Origin of the sequence: Cognatiluteimonas sedimenti (assembly GCF_022808325.1) — a bacterium.
Classification (GTDB): Bacteria; Pseudomonadota; Gammaproteobacteria; order Xanthomonadales; family Xanthomonadaceae; genus Cognatiluteimonas; species Cognatiluteimonas sedimenti.
Window position 1 is genome coordinate 855,491 of record NZ_JALGCL010000001.1, and the last position, 17,474, is coordinate 872,964.

The 17,474-nt window shown below is 69.0% G+C and carries 17 protein-coding genes and 1 tRNA gene; 9 read left to right on the forward strand and 9 right to left on the reverse strand.

Features of this window, described 5'->3' with window-relative positions; all coding sequences use genetic code 11:
• Window positions 1-56: 56 nt before the first annotated feature.
• From pstS (MQC88_RS04035) to rnt, 7 genes are all read left to right on the forward strand, one after another.
• On the forward strand, window positions 57-1,043 hold the full coding sequence (gene pstS / locus MQC88_RS04035) for a phosphate ABC transporter substrate-binding protein PstS (RefSeq protein WP_243320273.1): 987 nt from the start codon (window positions 57-59) through the stop codon (window positions 1,041-1,043).
• Window positions 1,044-1,791: 748 nt separating this feature from the next.
• Window positions 1,792-2,889 carry a phosphate ABC transporter substrate-binding protein PstS gene (gene pstS, locus MQC88_RS04040; RefSeq protein WP_425491542.1) on the forward strand — a complete coding sequence of 366 codons (1,098 nt, stop codon included), beginning with the start codon at window positions 1,792-1,794 and terminating at the stop codon, window positions 2,887-2,889.
• A gap of 18 nt (window positions 2,890-2,907) precedes the next feature.
• Window positions 2,908-3,873, forward strand: a complete 966-nt coding sequence (gene pstC / locus MQC88_RS04045) for a phosphate ABC transporter permease subunit PstC (protein WP_243319324.1) — start codon at window positions 2,908-2,910, stop codon at window positions 3,871-3,873.
• 2 nt (window positions 3,874-3,875) lie between these two features.
• Window positions 3,876-4,727, forward strand: coding sequence for a phosphate ABC transporter permease PstA (pstA, locus tag MQC88_RS04050; protein WP_243319325.1), 852 nt, complete (start codon window positions 3,876-3,878; stop codon window positions 4,725-4,727).
• 49 nt (window positions 4,728-4,776) lie between these two features.
• Window positions 4,777-5,592 carry a phosphate ABC transporter ATP-binding protein PstB gene (gene pstB, locus MQC88_RS04055; RefSeq protein WP_243319326.1) on the forward strand — a complete coding sequence of 272 codons (816 nt, stop codon included), beginning with the start codon at window positions 4,777-4,779 and terminating at the stop codon, window positions 5,590-5,592.
• 12 nt (window positions 5,593-5,604) lie between these two features.
• A complete protein-coding gene (phoU, locus tag MQC88_RS04060) occupies window positions 5,605-6,309 on the forward strand; it encodes a phosphate signaling complex protein PhoU (protein ID WP_243319327.1) in 705 nt (234 codons plus the stop codon).
• 132 nt (window positions 6,310-6,441) lie between these two features.
• The gene (rnt, locus tag MQC88_RS04065) at window positions 6,442-7,146 is read left to right on the forward strand and encodes a ribonuclease T (protein WP_243319328.1); all 705 of its coding nucleotides are present in this window, start codon (window positions 6,442-6,444) and stop codon (window positions 7,144-7,146) included.
• A 75-nt stretch (window positions 7,147-7,221) separates the two neighbouring features.
• On the opposite strand, the gene MQC88_RS04070 is transcribed toward rnt, so the two are convergent.
• The 9 genes from MQC88_RS04070 to MQC88_RS04110 all read right to left on the reverse strand — a co-directional run bounded on the left by MQC88_RS04070 (window position 7,222) and on the right by MQC88_RS04110 (window position 15,836).
• A complete protein-coding gene (locus tag MQC88_RS04070) occupies window positions 7,222-7,491 on the reverse strand; it encodes a CBU_0592 family membrane protein (RefSeq protein WP_243319329.1) in 270 nt (89 codons plus the stop codon).
• Between the two features lie 38 nt (window positions 7,492-7,529).
• The gene (gene rlmB, locus MQC88_RS04075) at window positions 7,530-8,276 is read right to left on the reverse strand and encodes a 23S rRNA (guanosine(2251)-2'-O)-methyltransferase RlmB (RefSeq protein ID WP_243319330.1); all 747 of its coding nucleotides are present in this window, start codon (window positions 8,274-8,276) and stop codon (window positions 7,530-7,532) included.
• A gap of 206 nt (window positions 8,277-8,482) precedes the next feature.
• Window positions 8,483-10,936, reverse strand: coding sequence for a ribonuclease R (gene rnr / locus MQC88_RS04080; protein ID WP_243319331.1), 2,454 nt, complete (start codon window positions 10,934-10,936; stop codon window positions 8,483-8,485).
• 168 nt (window positions 10,937-11,104) lie between these two features.
• Window positions 11,105-11,191: transfer RNA gene (locus MQC88_RS04085), tRNA-Leu, on the reverse strand.
• A 129-nt stretch (window positions 11,192-11,320) separates the two neighbouring features.
• Window positions 11,321-11,995 (reverse strand): DNA-3-methyladenine glycosylase family protein, encoded by a 675-nt coding sequence (locus MQC88_RS04090; protein ID WP_243319332.1) that lies wholly within the window; start codon window positions 11,993-11,995, stop codon window positions 11,321-11,323.
• 4 nt (window positions 11,996-11,999) lie between these two features.
• Window positions 12,000-12,377 carry a DUF423 domain-containing protein gene (locus MQC88_RS04095; protein WP_243319333.1) on the reverse strand — a complete coding sequence of 126 codons (378 nt, stop codon included), beginning with the start codon at window positions 12,375-12,377 and terminating at the stop codon, window positions 12,000-12,002.
• A 129-nt stretch (window positions 12,378-12,506) separates the two neighbouring features.
• A complete protein-coding gene (locus MQC88_RS04100; protein WP_243319334.1) occupies window positions 12,507-13,646 on the reverse strand; it encodes a polyketide cyclase in 1,140 nt (379 codons plus the stop codon).
• A gap of 266 nt (window positions 13,647-13,912) precedes the next feature.
• Window positions 13,913-14,554: a response regulator gene (locus MQC88_RS04105; protein WP_243319335.1), complete on the reverse strand. Its 642-nt coding sequence runs from the start codon at window positions 14,552-14,554 to the stop codon at window positions 13,913-13,915.
• 46 nt (window positions 14,555-14,600) lie between these two features.
• On the reverse strand, window positions 14,601-15,836 hold the full coding sequence (locus tag MQC88_RS04110) for a sensor histidine kinase (RefSeq protein WP_243319336.1): 1,236 nt from the start codon (window positions 15,834-15,836) through the stop codon (window positions 14,601-14,603).
• Between the two features lie 191 nt (window positions 15,837-16,027).
• Here MQC88_RS04110 and MQC88_RS04115 point away from each other — a divergent pair, with 191 nt between their 5' ends.
• Entirely contained in the window at window positions 16,028-16,636 is a 609-nt protein-coding gene (locus MQC88_RS04115; protein ID WP_243319337.1) for a GNAT family N-acetyltransferase, read from the forward strand.
• Window position 16,637: 1 nt separating this feature from the next.
• Window positions 16,638-17,441, forward strand: a complete 804-nt coding sequence (gene minC, locus MQC88_RS04120; protein ID WP_243319338.1) for a septum site-determining protein MinC — start codon at window positions 16,638-16,640, stop codon at window positions 17,439-17,441.
• The last annotated feature ends 33 nt before the right edge of the window (window positions 17,442-17,474 follow it).

Sequence of the window (17,474 nt, forward strand, 5' to 3'; positions counted from 1 at the left end):
GCATCCCACCCAGGAGCCACCCCGTGTTCGAATCCCGCAAGTTCCGCGCCGTCGCCATCGCCCTCGCGATCGGCTTCGCCGCCAATGCCCAGGCCGCCGATGTCACCGGCGCCGGGGCATCCTTCATCTATCCGGTGATGTCCAAGTGGTCGGCCGATTACGCCAAGGCCTCCGGCAAACAGGTCAACTACCAGTCGATCGGTTCGGGCGGCGGCATCGCCCAGATCAAGGCCGGCACGGTGGACTTCGGTTCCTCGGACGCCCCGCTCAAGCCGGAAGAGTTGGCAAAGTTCGGCCTGGCCCAGTTCCCCTCGGTGATCGGCGGCGTGGTGCCGGTGATCAACGTTCCCGGCGTGCCGGCCGGGGCAATGAAGCTCGATGGCGACCTGCTCGCCGACATCTTCCTCGGCAAGATCAAGAAGTGGGACGATCCGCGCATCGTCGCGCTCAATGGCGGCGTCAAGCTGCCGTCGAAGAAGATCACCGTGGTCCACCGTTCCGACGGTTCCGGCACCACCTTCAATTTCGTCAACTACCTGTCAAAGGTCAGCGGCGACTGGAAGGCCAAGGTCGGCGAAGGCACTTCGGTGCAGTGGCCGACCGGCATCGGCGGCAAGGGCAACGAGGGCGTGGCCGCCTACGTCAAGCAGATCAATGGCGGCATCGGCTACGTCGAGCTGTCCTACGCGTTGCAGAACAAGATGGCCTACGCACGCCTGAAGAATGCCGCCGGCAACTACGTGGTTCCCTCCGACGAGACCTTCTCGGCGGCGGCGGCCAGTGCGCAATGGGGCGATTCGAAGGACTTCTACCTGGTCATGACCAATGCACCGGGTGCGGAATCGTGGCCGATCACCGCCACCAACTTCATCCTGATGTACAAGCAGCCCAGGAACGCCGCCAGTGCCAGGCAGGCGCGCGAATTCTTCCAGTGGGTGTATGCCAACGGCGACGCGCAGGCCAAGGCGCTCGACTACGTGCCGCTGCCGGACGCGCTGGTGCAGCAGATCGAGGCCTACTGGTCGCAGAACATGCAGTACTGAGCCAGCCAACCCCCGTGATGGAAGCCATTGCGCGGGCCTTCGGGCCCGCGCTTTTTTATTCGCGGGATTCGCTCGGAATGCCCGTCCGGCAATCCGGGGCGGCTTCGGCCGGAGTCGCCGCCCGCCGGGCTGGGGGTGCTGCGCCCTCCTGACGGCATCCTGCTTTCAAATCGCGACAACACATGAGCTTGGTCGAGCAGCTTCGGCCAGAGTCGCCGCCCGACGGGCTGGGGGTGCTTCGCCCTCCTGACGACATCCTGTCTCTAAGTCGGGTCGCAGGCCATCCATGGCCTGCTCTCCGCACCCCCAGCCCGCCGGACGGCGACTTCGCAGGGTTGGATGTTCAGGGTTTTGGCTGCTCTTGCTCCTCGGCGCCCAGCAACTGTGCTGAAGCAGGTGGCCCGCTGTTCGCGGGACCTTCGGCGACATGGATGCCGCCGATGAGCCTACATGGACGTACTTGCGGCGTGTCCCGCGAACAGCGGGCCACCTGCTTCCCCACGCAAGTTTCCGCACGGCGAAGGGCGGATTTCCGCCAGAACTCCGGGAAGTCCCGCCCGTGAAACTCGTCGACGCCCTGAGTGGAGTGCTGGATCGTCCCGGACTCACTCGCGCCGTGATTGCAAGCTGAACAACCTCAGCCGCCCTGCGCGCTTCGCGGTGCCTGTGTCATCGGCGTGTAACAAAAACATCATTTCATGGCCGGGTCCGCCGACCTGCCCGGCCTACGCCCGCCATGGAGTTGCGCATGAAATCGCCGATCCGCCTTGCCGTCCTCTCGCTCGCCGTTGCCCTGGCCGTCGCCGCCTGCAAGCCGGCCGCCGACGGCAGCACGACTCCCGCCAACACCGATGCCTCGCCGGCGTCCGCCGCCAGCCAGGCCGGCGACCGCGTCGCTGCGCAGATCACGGGGGCCGGGGCCACGTTCATCTATCCGCTGCTGTCGAAGTGGTCGGACGACTACAACAAGGCCACCGGCCACAAGATCAACTACCAGTCGATCGGTTCCGGTGGCGGCATCGCCCAGATCAAGGCGGCGACGGTGGACTTCGGGTCCTCGGACAAGCCGCTGTCGAGCGAGGAACTGTCCGCGGCCGGCCTCGGCCAGTTCCCGTCGGCGATCGGCGGCGTGGTGCCGGTGGTCAACCTGGACGGCGTCGAGAGCGGCCAACTGCGCCTGAGCGGTCCGCTGCTGGCCGACATTTTCCTGGGCACGGTCACCGCCTGGAACGATCCGAAGATCGCGGCCCTCAACCCCGGCGTGCCGCTGCCCTCGGGCAAGATCAACGTCGTGCACCGCTCCGATGGTTCGGGCACCACGTTCAACTTCGTCAACTACCTGTCCAAGGTCAGCCCCCAGTGGAAGGCCAGGGTCGGCGAAGGCACTTCGGTGCAATGGCCGGGCGGGATCGGCGGCAAGGGCAACGAGGGCGTCGCCGCCTACGTCAAGCAGATCAAGGGTTCGATCGGTTACGTCGAACTGGCCTACGCGGCGCAGAACGGCATGGCGGCGACCGCCCTGCAGAACGCCGCCGGCAACTGGATCCAGCCCAGCGCCAGCAGCTTCCAGGCCGCGGCCGCGACCGCGGACTGGGCCAACGCCCGCGACTTCAGCCTGGTGATCACCAATGCGCCGGGCGCGGACGCGTGGCCGATCAGCGCCACCAACTTCATCCTGATGTACAAGCAGCCGAAAGACGCGAAGCGCTCGGCCGACGCGCTCGCGTTCTTCAAGTGGGCGCTGGAGAACGGCCAGGCGCAGGCACAGGCGCTGGATTACGTGCCACTGCCGCCGTCGCTGGTGCAGCAGGTCGAGGCTTACTGGTCGGCCGAGTTCCAGCAGTAACGGCGGAACCAGCTGCGCATGAACGCCACCGCCCTGCCCCTGGCCGACGCGCGCAACTCGCGCGACGCACTCGCCGACCGCGGCTTCCGCTGGCTGGTGACCGCCGCCGGCCTCCTGGTGCTGCTCGCGCTCGGCGCCGCCGCGCTGTCGATGCTGTGGGGCGGCCGCGAGGCTTTCGCGAAGTTCGGCATCGGTTTCCTCTGGTCCAACACCTGGGATCCGGTCGGGCAGCAGTTCGGCGCGCTGGTGCCGATCTACGGCACCGTCGTTACCGCGCTGATCGCGATGGTGATCGCGGTGCCGGTGAGCTTCGGCATCGCCATGTTCCTGACCGAGATCGCGCCCAAGTGGATGCGCGGCACGGTGGGCGCGGCGATCGAACTGCTCGCCGGCATTCCCTCGATCATCTACGGCATGTGGGGCCTGTTCGTGCTGGTGCCGGTGCTGGCCGAACACGTCTATCCGTGGGTCGATGCGCACCTGGGCCAGTGGCCGCTGGTCGGGCGGTTCTTCGCCGGTCCGCCGCTCGGGCTGGGCATGGGCACCGCCGGGCTGGTGCTGGCGATCATGGTGATCCCGTTCATCGCCTCGGTGATGCGCGAAGTGTTCCTGACCGTGCCGGGGCGGCTGAAGGAATCGGCCTACGCGCTCGGCTCGACCAAGTGGGAAGTCGTCTGGGACGTGGTCCTGCCGTACACGCGCTCGGCGGTGATCGGCGGCATCTTCCTCGGCCTGGGCCGCGCGCTCGGCGAGACCATGGCGGTGACCTTCGTGCTCGGCAACGCGCACGAGCTCACCGCGTCGTTGCTGATGCCGGGCAACTCGATCGCCGCCACCATCGCCAACGAGTTCGCCGAAGCCGATTCGGAAATGTACCGCTCCTCGCTGATCGCGCTGGGCTTCGTGCTGTTCCTGGTCACCTTCGTGGTGCTGTCCGCGGCGCGGCTGATGCTGCGGCAATTGTCCAGGCGCGAGGGCAACTGAGGATGGACGCGTCCCTGTACGGCATCCGTCGCGTCAAGAACGCGCTGGCGCAGGTGCTGGCGATCCTGGCCGCGGTCTTCGGCCTGTTCTGGCTGGTGTGGATCGTGTGGACCACCTTCAGCAACGGACTGGCATCGCTCAACCTGGCATTGTTCACCCAGATGACGCCGCCGCCGGGCGAGGAAGGCGGCCTGCTCAACGCGTTCTTCGGCAGCGCGGTGATGAGCCTGCTCGGGATCCTGATCGGCGCGCCGGTCGGCGTGCTCGCCGGCACCTTCCTGGCCGAGTATTCGCGCAAGTCGTGGGTCGGGGAGACCGTGCGCTTCGTCAACGACATCCTGCTGTCGGCGCCGTCGATCGTGCTCGGCCTGTTCGTGTATACGCTGGTGGTCGCGCAGATGGGTCATTTCTCGGCGCTGGCCGGCGCGATCGCGCTGGCCTTCATCGTGCTCCCGGTGGTGGTGCGCACCACCGACGAGATGCTGCAACTGGTCCCCGTGCAGATGCGCGAGGCCGCGCTGTCGCTGGGCGTGCCGCAATGGAAGGTGACGGTGCAGGTGCTGTACCGCTCCTCGCTGCCGGGCATCGTCACCGGCATCCTGCTCGCCCTTGCCCGGATTTCCGGCGAGACGGCGCCGCTGCTGTTCACCGCGCTCAACAACCAGTACTGGACCACCGACATCACCGCGCCGATGGCCAACGTGCCGGTGGTCATCTTCCAGTACGCGATGAGCCCGTACGAGAGCTGGCACACGCTCGCATGGGCGGGCGCCTTCATCCTGACGCTGTTCGTGCTGCTGGTCAGCCTGGCCGCGCGCGCGATCGTGTCCCGCAACCGGGTGTCCCATGACTGACGCCGTCGCCACCCCCGCCCCTTCTTCCCCCGCATTCCGGACGCCGGCCATGCATGACGCCCGCCTCAACCTCGCGACTCCCGCGCGCGACCCCGCTACCGCGGCTGCCCTGCCGGTGAAGCTGGCCGCGCGCGGCCTGGACTTCTGGTACGGCGACTTCCGCGCGGTCAAGGACATCTCCCTGGACATCCCGGAGAAGCGCGTGACCGCGCTGATCGGGCCTTCGGGTTGCGGCAAGTCCACCCTGCTGCGCGTGTTCAACCGGATCTACGCGCTGTACCCGAAGCAACGCGCGACCGGCGAGGTGCTGCTGGACGGCGACAACGTGCTCGACCCCAAGTACCCGATCAACCGGCTGCGCAGCAAGGTTGGCATGGTGTTCCAGAAGCCGGTGCCGTTCCCCATGACCATCCACGAGAACGTGGCCTACGGCATCCGCCACCACGAGCGGCTGTCCAAGGCCGACATGGACGCGCGCGTGGAGTCGGCGCTGCGCCAGGCCGCGTTGTGGGACGAGGTCAAGGACAAGCTCGGCCAGAACGCGCTGGGCCTGTCCGGAGGCCAGCAGCAACGCCTGTGCATCGCGCGCGCGGTTGCGCTGAAACCCGACGTGCTGCTGCTCGACGAGCCCACCTCGGCGCTGGACCCGATTTCCACCAGCCGCATCGAGCAGCTGGTCGAGGAGCTCAAGCGCGACTACACGATCCTGATCGTGACCCACAACATGCAGCAGGCCGCGCGCGTGTCCGACTACACCGCTTTCATGTACCTGGGCGACCTGGTCGAGCACGACAGCACCGAAACGATCTTCTCCAACCCCTCGAAGCAGCAGACCGAGGATTACATCACCGGCCGCTTCGGGTAAGGAACCGCAAACATGATCACGCAACCCCACGACCACATCGTCAAGAGCCACGACGACGAGCGGCAGCGGCTGAAGGGCGAACTGCTGCGCATGGGCGAAATGGCCGCGGCGCAACTGGAGGCCGCGCTGGACGTGGTCGAACGCCGCGACGACAAGGCCGCGGAACGCATCGTCGGCAACGACGAGGCGATCGACGCGCTGGAACACGAGATCAGCCAGGACGTGATGAAGCTCGCGCTGCGCGGGCCGATGGCGCGCGACCTGCGCGAGATCCTGGCCGCGCTGCGGATCGCCGCAGACATCGAGCGCATCGGGGACTACGCCGCCAACGTCGCGAAGCGCTCGATGGCGCTGAACCTCTCGCCCCCGCTTCCGCACACGCGCGGCCTGTCCGCCCTGGGGGCGTTGGCGGTGCAGCAGGCGCGCGACGTATTCGTCGCCTACCGGGACGACGATGCCGTCGCGGCGCAACGGGTGCGCGCCCGCGACGCGGACCTCGACGCCCAGTACACCGGCTTGTTCCGAGAACTGCTGACCTACATGATGGAGGACGCGCGCAGCATCACCCCGTGCACGCACCTCTTGTTCATGGCCAAGAACATCGAGCGCATCGGCGACCACGCCACCAACATCGCCGAGAACGTCTGGTTCCTGGTCCACGGCGACGACGCATTGCCGCCGCGCGACAAGCGCGACGAGACCAATACGGCGACCTGACGCCTGCGGCCAGGCTCGCCGCAACCCGGCCCTTGTGGGAGCGGCTTCAGCCGCGAGCCCTGCGTGGTGGCTGCGTCACCCGGAAAGCTCGCGGCTGAAGCCGCTCCCACAGGGGCCTGCTACGCTTGCGCGATGACCGATGCCGATGCCCCCATCCCCTCCGCGCCGCCGTTCAGGCCCATGGCCGAACGCTTCCGTGGCTACCTGCCGGTGGTGGTGGACGTGGAGACCGGCGGTTTCGACTGGAACCGGCACGCGTTGCTGGAAATCGCCGCGATCCCGGTCGAACTCGACGACGCGGGCAATTTCGTCCCGGGCGAGGTCGCCTGCGCGCACCTGCAGCCCGCCCCGGGCACCGAGATCGACCCCAAGTCGCTGGAAGTCACCGGCATCATCCTCGACCACCCGTTCCGCATGGCCAAGCCGGAAAAGGAAGCCCTCGACCATGTCTTCGCCGCGGTGCGCGCCGCGGTGCGCAGGCACGGCTGCCAGCGTGCGATCCTGGTCGGGCACAACGCCCACTTCGACCTCAACTTCCTCAACGCCGCGGTGGCGCGCGTGCAGCACAAGCGCAATCCGTTCCACCCTTTCAGCGTGTTCGATACGGTGACGCTTGGCGGCGTCGCCTACGGGCAGACGGTGCTGGCGCGCGCCGTCCAGGCCGCGGGCTTCCACTGGAACAGCGACGAGGCGCACTCTGCCGTTTACGACGCCGAACGCACCGCCGAACTGTTCTGCAAGGTCGCCAATACGTGGTCGCGGCCAGCGCCGGGCACACGGATGCCCGCTGGCGACGGCGGCACCGTGATCACGCCGGCCGGCGACCAGGCGACATAGCGGCCCCCATTGGCTGGCGGGCTGACCTTCCGCCGCGGCCTTGGAAGCTGCTCCCGCGGATGAAGCCGCCGCCGGTCAGTCGCGGGCCGATCCGCGTCGCGCCTTGACCGAACGCGCGATGCCGTAGCCGCTGATCAGTACCCACGTGGCCTCGAGCAGGAACACCGACACGTTGAACGTGCCCAGCAGCGACAGCAGCACGCCGCCGGCGCCGAACAGGTTGAGCAACTGGTAGACGATGCCGGTGCCGGACACGCGGCCAGCCTGCAACAACGCGAATGCACCCAGCACCATCAGCGTGCCGGCGATGCCGACCCAGTCGTACCACGCCAGGTTCAATGCCATTGCCGTCCCCTCCCTGCGTTGTCCGTTGGCGACGCCGATCAGGCCTGCCGTTGCCGCACCGCTTCGAACAGCGCCACGCCGGTGGCCACCGAGACGTTGAGGCTTTCGGTCTGGCCCGGCATCGGGATTTTCACCAGCTGGTCGCAATGTTCGCGCGTCAGCCGGCGCAGGCCGTCGGCCTCGCCGCCCAGTACCAGCGCGACGTTGCCCCTGAGATCGATCGCATATAGCGATGCGGACGCCTCGCCGGCCAGGCCGTAGATCCACACGCCCAGCTGCTGCAGCTCGCGCAGGCAACGCGCCAGGTTGGTGGCGCGGATCACCGGGATGCTGTCGGCGGCGCCGGCGGACGTCTTGCGCACGGTGGCGTTGACCTGCACCGCCTTGTCCTTGGGAATGACGACCGCGGTGACGCCGGCAGCGGCTGCGCTGCGCAGGCAGGCGCCGAGGTTGTGCGGATCCTGCACGCCGTCGAGGACGAGCACCAGCGCCCTGCCCTGCGCGGTTTCAACCAGGCCCGGCAACTCGTGTTCGTCCCAGGTCCGGGCCGCGGCGTAGCGCGCGACCGCGCCCTGGTGGCGCAGGCCGCCGGCGACACCATCCAGTGCCTGCTGCGCGACCCGCCGCACGTCGATGCCAAGGCGTCGGGCATTGCCCTCGATCTCGGTGATACGCGGGTTTTTCGCCCCCGCTTCAAGCAGCACCTCGCGCACGTTGTCGGCATCGTGCTCGATCGCCGAAGCGACTGCGTTGATCCCGGCGATCCATTGGCTGTCCTTGCTCATGGGGCCATTTTGCCCTAGTGCCCGCTCCGGATGTGCGCGGGCCTGCGCCGTCCAGCCCGGCCCAACGGTCCGATGGACCAGCTTGCAGCGGGCCAGGCGGCGTGGCTTGTGTCGCTCGCCAGCTCCTCGCCCGCGCCCCGCAGCTTGCAGCCGCTAGCGGGGAAGCACGCGCCACCCCCGCGCCGCGGCGACAACCGGCGGCATCATTACCTCGCCTTCTTCCGTTTCGCCGGTTGGCCGCGTGGCGGTGGCGACGCGCTTTCGCGCTGCCCGACGCCACCGTCCTCCACCAGCCGGAAATCGATCTTGCGTTCCTCGAGGCTGGCCTTGAGCACCACGATCCGCACGCGGTCGCCGAGCCGGAACTCGCGCCCGCGGCGCTCGCCGGTAAGGGTCTTGCGGATCGGGTCGAAGTGGTAGAAGTCGTTCGGCAGCTGGGTCACGTGCACCAGGCCGTTGACCTTGGAATCGTCAAGCTCCACGAACAGGCCGAAGCTGGTGACGCCGCTGATGGTGCCGTCGAACTGGCCGCCGACGTGCTGCTCCATCCAGGCGGCCCGATAGCGCTCGTCGACTTCCCGCGAAGCCTCGTCGGCCCGGCGCGAGCGTTCCGAGCACTGCAGCGACAACGCCGACATCGCATGCGGGGTGTAGGCGAACTGGTCGGGCTTGCGCTCGGCCAGCGCGTGCTTGATCGCGCGGTGCACCAGCAGGTCGGGATAGCGCCGGATCGGCGAAGTGAAGTGCGCGTACGCCGCCAGCGCCAGCCCGAAGTGGCCGATGTTGTCCGGCGCGTACACCGCCAGCGACTGGCTGCGCAGGATCACGGATTCCAGCAGCGCCGCCTCCGGGCGCTCGCGGATCTTTTCCAGCAGCGCGCGGAAGTCGCGCGGCTGCAGCTTGCCCCAGGGCGGCAGCCGCAGCTTGAATTCCTTGAGGAACTCCTCCAGGTCGGCGTACTTGGCTTCCGGCGGCTTGTCGTGGTCGCGGTAAGGCGCCGGGATGCGCGTTTCCAGCAGGAATTCGGCGGCCTGCACGTTGGCCGCGATCATGCATTCCTCGATCAGCTTGTGCGCGTCGTTGCGCTGGAGCATTCCGGCCTGGGTCACCTCGCCCTGCGGACCGAGCACGAAGCGCACCTCGGACGTCTCGAACTCGATCGCGCCACGCCGGGCCCGCGCCTTGTCGAGGAGCTGGTACAGCTGGTGCAGGCGCTGCACCTGCGGCAGCAGCGGGCCGATCCTCGCCAGCGCCGCGTCGCGATCCTCCCCGGGGATGCCGTCCCCGACCGCATTCCAGACCTGGGTGTAGGTAAGGCGCGCATGCGAGTTCATCACCGCTTCGTAGAACCTGGCCCCGCTGACGGTGCCGTCGCGGCCGACCTGCATGTCGCAGACGAAGCACAGCCGCTCGACTTCCGGCATCAGCGAGCAGATGCCGTTGGACAGCGTTTCCGGGAGCATCGGCACCACGAACCCGGGGAAGTAGACGGAGGTCGCGCGCAATTGCGCCTCGTCGTCCAGCGGCGTGCCCGGGCGCACGTAATGCGAGACGTCGGCGATCGCGACGACCAGGCGGAAGCCGTCGCGGTTGGGCTCGCACCAGACCGCGTCGTCGAAATCCTTGGCGTCCTCGCCGTCGATGGTGAGGAGCGGCATCGTGCGCAGGTCGACGCGGCCGTGGACGTCGGCATCCTGCACCTGCAACGGCACCGCGGTCGCCTGCGCCATTACCTCCGGCGGGAACTCGTGCGGGATCTCGTGGCCGTGGATCGCCGCTTCCACCGCCAGCGACGCGGTGAGCTTGTCGCCCAGGACCGCCAGCACCTTGCCGATCGGCGGGCGCTGCGCGTCGGCCGGCTGCACGATTTCGGCGACCACCAGCTGGCCGTGGCGCGCATCCAGGCGCGCGTCCGGCGGGATCATCAGGTTGCGCTGGATACGGCGGTCGTCGGGCACCACGTAGCTGATGCCGGCTTCGAGCGTGTAGCGGCCGATCAGGCGGGTGATGCGGCGCTCCAGCACCTCGACGATCGCGCCTTCACGGCGGCCACGGTGGTCGACGCCGGTGACGCTGGCGAGGACGCGGTCGCCGTGCATCGCCTTGCGCATCTCGAACGGCGGCAGGAACAGGTCGTCGCCCTTGCCGGCGCCGGTATCCGGGCGCAGGAAACCGAAGCCGTCGGGGTTGGCGATGATCGTTCCGGAAATCAGGTCCGCGCGTTCCGCGGGGACGAAGCCACCGCGCCGGTTCTGCAGCAACTGGCCGTCGCGCAGCATCGCCCCCAGGCGCTTGTTCAGGGCATCGAAGCGATCGGGCGCGGTAAGCGCGAGTCTTTCCGCCAGCGCCTGCGCATCCATCGGCCCGTCATGCGCCGCCAGCACCTGCAGGATCATCTCGCGGCTGGCGATCGGTTGTTGGTAGCGTGCAGCCTCGCGCCCGGCCTGCGGGTCACGCATCCCGCCGTCGTCCTCCGCCGTGGTCCTGCCGGGCCCGGGGCCCATGGCCCGCGCCAGCCCGGGATCGGGCAACCAGGACGGATGCGACGGTTTGGCGTGGGGTTTACGGCCGTGTCCAGGCGAGGGCGACTTGCCGCCGGTGGATTTGCGCGGCGTCTTGCCGCCGCGGCCGCTACCGCGCTTGCTGGGTGGCTTGGTCATCGCGGCGATGGTACACCGCGGCTGTCGATGGCCCGTGTCGGCCGCCGCCTGCGTGCGCGCCCCGCAACCGGCAGGACTTGTGTCGCGCGCAACGCGCGCCAACAAAAAACCCCGCCGCTGGCGGGGTTCCGTGTCATCCATCGACCGCCGAGGCGAATCGAAACAAGATGGTGCCCGGGAGAGGACTCGAACCTCCACGGAGTTGCCCCCGCTAGCACCTGAAGCTAGTGCGTCTACCAATTCCGCCACCCGGGCGGGTGGGCGCGTATGTTGCGTTGCGGCGATTGCGTTGTCAACGGGACGGCGCGACTGCGGGGCGTCGTGCATTGCGTGGCGTCGGTCCCGCAGCGGACCCAGGCCGGACGCCCGGTGCCGGTCGAAGCGTCAGTCCTGCGAACGCCTGGTCGTCGCCTTGGCGGCGGCGCCGGCATCGGCGATCCGCCACAGGTACAGGCTGGCGTAGGTGCGGTAGGGACCCCAGCGCTCGCCGCGTTCGGCCAGGGCCCTGGGCGCCGGCAGGGTCTCGGCCTTGTCCACGGCCTGCGCCCCCTTGCGGATGCCGAGGTCGTCCACCGGCAGCACGTCCGGGCGGCCGAGCCGGAACATCAGCATCATCTCCACCGTCCAGCGGCCGATGCCGCGGACCGGCACCAGCGCCGCGACGATGTCGTCGTTGTCCATGGTCGACATCCGCCGCAGGTCGGGGATCTCGCCACGCGATTCACGCAGCGCCAGGTCGCGCAACGCCAGCAGCTTGTTGCCGGAAACGCCGCAACCGCGGATCGTGGCGTCGTCGCAGCGCGCGAGCGTGTCGCAGTGGAAACGATCGCTGCCGATGGCGGTTTCGACCCGGCCCACGATCGTCGCCGCGGCCTTGCCGCTGAGCTGCTGGTAGAGGATCGCGCGCGCCAGCGCATCGACCGGGTCGAACGGCTTGCGCCAGCGTGGATCGGCCGCGATCGGGCCGAGCTTCCGCATCCAGCCGCCGAGCTTGCGGTCGCGCCGCGCCAGGTGCGCGAACGCCGCTTCGGTATCGAATCCACGTGCGTGCCGGGGCATGGCGTCAGCGCCGCGACAGGTCGAGTGCCAGTAGCAGCCAGCCGCCGATCAGCAGCATTCCGCCGAGCGGCGCCAGCGTGGTCGGCCATTGCGCCAACACCCCGGACACCACGCTGCCGCAGAACAGCAGCACGCCCAGCGACAAGGCCAGCAACGCGCAGCGCCCCAGGCGCCGGCAGGTCGCGGGCGCCAGCAGCACCAGTGCCAGGCCGTGGCCGAATGCGAACACCGCCGCGGTCTGGAGGCGCGTCTGCGCCGGGCCTTCGCTGGCATGCGCCGCGTACGCCGACAACGCCACGGCCGCGGCGGCGCACACGGCCCCGGCGGCGGCGAGCCAGCGTTGCGGGCGCGGTACCCCCGGAGCGGACGAGGTTGCATGCATGCGCTGTGATCCTCCTGTCGGGTGCGCCCGCGCTCCATCGCGGGATCGCGGGCGGGGCGGGCTGAAACGCAACGCGCCGCGTCAGGGACGCGGCGCGCGGCGGTCACGCGGTGGCGCGAAGCCCGCGACTTACGGCTTCAGCATCCAGTAGACCTGGTACTGGCCGTCGGCGGTGAACGCATTGTCGATGCCGTTCTTGTAGACCTCGTACGGACGGCCGATGGCTTCCTCGCCCTGGGTCAGCGCCCAGGCGCGAACGGCGTTGCGGACGGCCTCCAGCTCGGCCATGTAGCCGGTGTAGGAACCGGTGGCGGCGCGACCGCCTTCGGTGTGCTCGTACTTCACCGGGCCTTGCAGCTTGATGCCGCTGAGCGGGCCGGTGCTGGCGACGGGCGCCGGCGCAGCAGCGGCCTCGCCGTCGTCGCTTTCGGTCGTGTCCGCGTCGGCCTTGGCGGCGGCGCCCCTGCGCACCGGCTGGACGACGTCGAACGTATAGGTCTCGCGGCCCAGTTCGGTGGAAATGATCCGCATCGGGCCGGCGGCGACCAGGCCACTGGCGGCCATGGTGCGGTTGATCCACTCCATGTTGGCCTTCATCGAATCTTTGATCTTCTGGTTGTTGCGCTCGATCGAACCGGCACTGACCAGCAGCAGGTCCTCGGCCGGCACGTCGACCATCTTCAGGTCGGCGAGCTTGCTGCCCTGCATCCGGTAATCGACGTTGGGCACCTGCGCCAGCATGTTCGACAGGCGCTCCAGGCCCAGCTGCATGTCGTCACCGACATGGCGGCTGACATACATGCCGGCGTAGCGGCCGAGGAGGTCCCAGCCGTACTGGACGTCGTAGCTCTGGGTGATCTCGACGTTGCGGCCGGCGCGGCCGGTCGGCTTGAGCGTGAAGACGCTGCGCTTGTCGTGCCCGCGCTGCGGATTGACGATCGCGTAGCTGACGCTGGCGTTGGGCTCGGTCGCGGTGATCTCCCAGCTGCCGGTGCCGAGCTGGGGGTTGCTGGAGGTGTAATCCAGGCGCGCGCCGACGCCCGAATCCGGGCCGGACAGCTGCAGCTTCATGCGCGGATCGCGCAGCACCAGGGGATTCCAGTCGCGGAAGCGGCGCAGGCTGTTGAGCGTGTCGTACACGATCGTCATCTTGCGGTTGGTCTCGACCTTCTCGGTCAGATGACGGCTGGACGGCAGCACCAGCGCCACCAGCAGGAACAGCACGGCGACGATCGCCAGCGAAATCAGCACTTCGATCAAACGGGTCATTCAGGATTCTCCAGGGCCGGCCCGGCCCGGCCCGGTAGCCGGGGGCGCAGACCTCTAATCGTAGCGCGCCGCCGCGCTGCGAGGAAGTCGTCCACCGAGGGTTTCCAGCGCGCCGCCGCGCGCGTCGAGACTGGCTTGCAGGGCTTTTTCGACCATCGCACCCGCGGAACGTCGCAATCCTGCCAGAGCGATCCCGGTGCGTGACATCCGCCGTCAAAGCCTCCCGGCGCGGTTCGGCGCCGGAGAAGGCCAGCTCACGGACAAGCTCAGACCAGTTGCAGCTCGAAGGCCTTGAGGACCGCCCGGGTGCGGTCGCGGACGCCGAGCTTGCTCAGGATGTTGGAGACGTGGTTCTTGATCGTGCCCTCGGCCACGCCCAGCGAATTGGCGATTTCCTTGTTGGAGAAGCCCGATGCCATCAGCCGCAGGATCTCGGTCTCGCGGTCGGTCAGCGGGTCGGGCCGGTCGAGGCTGACGAAATCGTTGCGCATGTGCTCCAGCCCCGACAGCAGGCGCTGGGTCACCGCCGGCTGCACCAGCGAGCCGCCCGCGGCCACCGCCTGGATCGCGCCCACCAGTTGCTCCAGCGAGACGTCCTTGAGCAGGTAACCCTTGGCCCCGGCCTTGAGCCCGGCCAGCACCAGCTGGTCGTCGTCGAAGGTGGTGAGGATGATGGTCGGCGGCAGCGCGTCGATCCGGGCCAGCGCCTGCAGCGCCTCGAGTCCGGACATCACCGGCATGCGCATGTCCATCAGCACCACGTCCGGCTTGACCTGCGGGATCAGCTCGACCGCCTGCTTGCCGTCGCCGGCCTCGGCCACGACCTCGATGCCCTCGGCCAGGGCGAGCAGCGAGCGGATGCCCTGGCGTACCAGGGTTTGATCGTCGACCAGGCAGATGCGGATCATGCAGCCTCTCCCCCGGGGGGCGTTGTCCCGGGATGGCCCGGATGGTTCATTTCAGCGCCACCGCGGCCTCGGCCGGCCCCATGGCGGGTACCGGCGCGGGGACGGCGACGCCCTCCTCCAGCGGCAACCGCAGGTCGACCGCGAAGCCGCGGCCCGGCCGGGTGTCGATGTCGACCCGGCCACCGTAGGCGGCCAGCCGCTCGCGCATCCCGCGCAGGCCGTTGCCCGCGACCGGTGCCTCGGCGCCGCGACCGTTGTCGCGTGCGTGCAGCCGCACCATGCGGCCATCGTAACGGTAATCCAGACGCAATTCGCCGGCCTGGGCATGGCGCACGGCATTGGTGATGATTTCCTGGGTGCAGCGCAGCAGCACGTGCGCGCGCTCGGGGTCTTCGAGCAGGAACGGCTGCGGCATCTCCATCGTGATCTGCAGCCCGGCGACGTTGTCGGCCAGCGGTCGCAGCGTCGCCGACATGTCGATCGCATCACCCTCGCGCAGCCGGCTGACCGCCTCGCGCACGTCGCTGAGCAGCAGCCGCGCCAGGGTGTGGGCCTGGCTCACGTGTTCCTGCGCCTTGCCCTGGACCAGGTGGCCGGCGACCTCGAGGTTGAGGCTCAGCGCGGTGAGGTGGTGGCCCAGCAGGTCGTGCAGTTCCCGGGAAATGCGCGTGCGTTCGTTGATCCGCGCGCTTTCGGCCAGCAAAGCGCGGGTCGCGCGCAGTTCCGCATTGAGCCGGCGCTGGTCTTCGCGCGCCTGCGCCTGCTGCCGCGCCACCAGGCTGGTGACGAACACGAAGCCGGAGAAGCCCGCGTACAGCAGCGACTGCATCAACGCCTCGACCCAGGACATGTCGAGCCAGCGCACGTACACCGGCACCACCAGGAATTCGCTGAGCACCAGCCAGGCCACGCCCAGCGGCAGCGGCAGCAGCCACGGCAACACGCAGGCGGCGACCATGAGCAGGATGCTGCCCAGGCCGCTGGCGCTGTAGTAGCTGATCGCCACCGCGCTGGCGGTCAGCACCAGCAACAGCAGGTAATCGAAGGCGCCCACGCGACGGCTGCCCAACGCCCGCGTCAGCCAGCCGTAGCACAGGCCGAATGCGGCGTAGGCGGCCCAGGCCTGCCAGCCGATGTGGGCGACGGCGACGGCATCCCCGTCCAGCCCGCCGGCCTGGTCGCTCGGCAGCAGCGACAACAGCAACAGGGGCATGCCGATCACGGCCCAGGTGAACAGGCCGGCATAGCGCAGCAGGCGGCTATGGTTCAGGTGCGCGAACATGCGGCATCTTAGGCGCAATGCGCGGCCTGCGCAGTCCCACGAAAGTCATGCCGCCGATGCCCGCGCGGTCGCCCCGGCGCACCGGGCCATGCGATAATCCACGCCGGCGCAGCACGCTGGCGGGTCGCCACCGCTGGGCCACCCGCCGGACCAGAATTTTTTTGCAGACCGTTCCCAAGCCGGAGTCAGGAATGTCGATCGTCATCCGCGACGTGCGCGAGCACGAGCTGGATTCCGTCCTTGCCCTCAACAACGCTGCCGGCCCCGCCATCTTGCCGCTCGACGCGGCCCGACTCCGCCGCTTCTACACCGACGCCGACTATTTCCGCGTCGCCGAGCGCGACGGCACGCTGGCCGGGTTCCTGGTCGGGTTCTCCTCCACGGCCAACCACGACAGCGACAATTTCCGCTGGTTCCGCGAGCACTATCCGGATTTCTTCTACATCGACCGGATCGTGGTCGCCAGCCGCCGCCGCGGTGGCGGCGTCGGCCGCGCGTTCTACGCCGACGTGCAGAGCCATGCCGAACTGCGTTACCCGCAGCTGGCCTGCGAGGTTTTCCTCGACGACGGCAACGACCCGGCGTTGTTGTTCCATGGCAGCTTCGGTTTCCGCGAGGTCGGCCAGCACGTGATGGCCACGACCGGCGACGCCCCCGGCCATCGCGCCGCGATGCTGCTGAAGGACCTGTGCAGCTATCCCTGGGTCCATGACACCTACGGCGGGCACCTGCCCGACGTTCCGTGGATCGCCGCGCCGCGCGCCCATCGCGCGTCCGCCCATCGCGCCACGGGTACCTGACATGGCGGCAGCCAAGGGCGACTACGAACCGGCCGGCGAGCTGAAGATCGGCCAGGTCGGCATCGCCAACCTGCGCGTGCGCACGCTCGATGTCGAACGGCTGGCGACCGAGATGCGCGACCGCGTGGCCCGGGCACCCAAGCTGTTCGCGCGTGCCGCCGTGGTGGTGGATTTCGGCGGCCTTGCCCGCACCCCCGACCTGGCGACCGCGCGGACCCTGCTCGACGGCCTGCGCGAGGCCGGCGTGCTGCCGGTGGCGCTGGCCTACGGCACCAGCGAGAACGACGCCCTCGCCCAGCAGCTCGGCCTGCCGCTGCTGGCCAAGTTCCGCGCCCAGTACGAACCAGCGGCTGGAACGCCCAGCGCACCTGCGCCCGCGGCGAAGCCCGCGGCCAGGGAGATCACGGCGGAAGCCGCCCCGGCCAAGGCCGCGATTACCGCCAACGCGCCGGCCCGGGCCCAGCATCCGGGCGGCGAGCCCGGCCTCGTGCAGCTCACGCCGGTGCGCTCGGGCCAGCAACTGTATGCCGAGAACCGCGATCTCAGCGTGCTGGGGACCGTCGGCGCCGGCGCCGAGGTGATCGCCGACGGCTCGATCCACGTCTACGGCGCGTTGCGCGGCCGCGCCCTGGCCGGCGCGCAAGGCAACGAAAAGGCACGTATCTTCTGCCGCGAGTTCCACGCCGAACTGGTCGCCGTCGCCGGCCACTACAAGGTGCTGGAAGACATCCCCATGGAACTGCGCGGAAAACCCGTGCAGATCTGGCTGGACAACGAAGAACTCAGGATCGCCGCGTTCGACTGAGCCGGCAGACTGGGCACCAACACCAAGGAGAAG